We start from the raw sequence: 1,672 nt of genomic DNA, 5'->3' as shown, positions 1-1,672 counted from the left end.
AGTTTCGGCTGCGATGCCGGCGCGATTTCATCGAGCACATAAGCGCACGTGACCAGATCGGCCGGCTCGATGTCAGCAAGGTCGATGGTGGCATCACCGGCCAGCCATCTGGTCTGGGCGGCAATAGTGTTGCCGGCAAGCGTCTCGCCGATCTTACGCACGGCGGCACTGGCTTCGAACAACACCGCCTGTTCGAGATCGGGCCACAGATCGGTCGCGGCCCAAAGCACCGTGCCAGGGCCGGCGCCGACATCGAGCAAGGTCCTGGGCTGAAAGGCAGGCTTGGCGTCGCTCAGCGCGTCGAGGCTGGAACGGATCGCGGCATAGGTCGCCGGCAGCCGCGTCGCCAGATAGGCCTTCACCGCCAGATCCTCGGCCATGTGCAGACGGCCGTCGCGCAACTCGGCGCGGTAGCGGTCGGACAGCGTCTTTGCCGCTTGCTTGAGTACCGCCAGCGGAACGTTTTCGAGCAGACGCTCGACACCTTGGCGAAGGGAGGCAGGCAACTCCATCTCAAGCGCCCCGCGGGACGAGAAGGATCACCGAAGCACCGGCAATGCAGAGCGCGGCACCGGCAAGATCCCAGCGGTCGGGGCGAACGCCTTCAACCAGCCACAGCCAGCCAAGCGACGCCACGATGTAGATGCCGCCATAGGCGGCGTAGGCGCGACCGGCCGCTGACGTGTCGACCAGCGCCAGCAGGAAGCCGAACAGGGCAATCGAGGCGAGGCCGGGAAGCAGCCAAAGCGGCGACTTCTCCAGCCGCCACCAGGCCCAGAATGAAAAGCAGCCGGCGATCTCGGCCAGAGCGGCGGCGGCATAGAGGACAAAGGTCATGAAAAAGGTCCCGCGACGGTCACGGGACCTTTTTCAGTGCAGGCGCCGGCAATGGCAAGCGGCAATGCTATTCCTGGTCGGCAACTTTGCGGCGGCGAGCCGGCTTGGCGGCCGGGCTCTTTTTGACGGGAGCCGTTTCACGATGCCCCATATCGCGCATCTCGAGCGCCTTTTCACACTTGGCCATGTAGTCGCGTGTCATCGGCAGCGTATCGTTCTTCTTGGCGATCTGGATCTGGAAGATCACCAGATCCTGCCAGCGGAAGGCGGCTTCCGAGGCCGCCAGATAGAATTCCCACATGCGGCAGAAGCGCTCGTCATAGATCGCCTTGGCCTTGTCGCGATTGGCGGCGAAGCGCTCGCCCCAGTGCTTCAGCGTGTCGGCATAGTGGAGCCGCAGGATCTCGACGTCGGTGACGACCAGGCCCGACTTCTCGATCGCAGGCATCACTTCCGACAGCGACGGGATGTAGCCGCCCGGGAAGATGTATTTGCGGATGAAGGCGCTGGTCGCCCACGGCACGCCGGAACGGCCGATCGTGTGCAACAGCATGACGCCATCCGGCTTGAGCAGCGTCGCGCTCTTGTCGAAGAAGGTGCGATAGTGGTTGACGCCGACATGCTCGAACATACCGACCGAGACGATGCGATCGAAACGCTCATTGAGTTCGCGGTAGTCCTTCAGCTCGAAATGCACGCGGCTTTCCAGCCCTTGCGCATGCGCCCGGTCGGTGGCGACGCCATGCTGCTCGGTCGACAGCGTGACGCCTTGCACGTCGACGTCGAACGCCTTGGCGAGATAGAGGCCAAGCTCCGGCTGAAGGCCGGCCAGACG

The 1,672-nt window shown here is 64.0% G+C and carries 3 protein-coding genes; all 3 read right to left on the bottom strand.

Features of this window, described 5'->3' with window-relative positions; all coding sequences use genetic code 11:
* On the bottom strand, positions 1-512 hold a 512-nt coding region (locus EN932_RS35605; RefSeq protein ID WP_281061575.1), incomplete at its 3' end, for a small ribosomal subunit Rsm22 family protein.
* Position 513: 1 nt separating this feature from the next.
* Complete coding sequence (locus EN932_RS35600) at positions 514-837, bottom strand: YnfA family protein (RefSeq protein ID WP_127369675.1); 324 nt, start codon at positions 835-837, stop codon at positions 514-516.
* Positions 838-904: 67 nt separating this feature from the next.
* The coding region (locus EN932_RS35595; protein WP_164890832.1) for a cyclopropane-fatty-acyl-phospholipid synthase family protein at positions 905-1,672 on the bottom strand (768 nt) is incomplete at its 5' end.

The organism is Mesorhizobium sp. M7A.F.Ca.US.002.01.1.1 (assembly GCF_004022955.1).
Taxonomy (GTDB): domain Bacteria; phylum Pseudomonadota; class Alphaproteobacteria; order Rhizobiales; family Rhizobiaceae; genus Mesorhizobium; species Mesorhizobium ciceri.
Note: the sequence above shows the minus strand (reverse complement) of the source record. Positions and strands in the feature narration are given on the sequence as shown.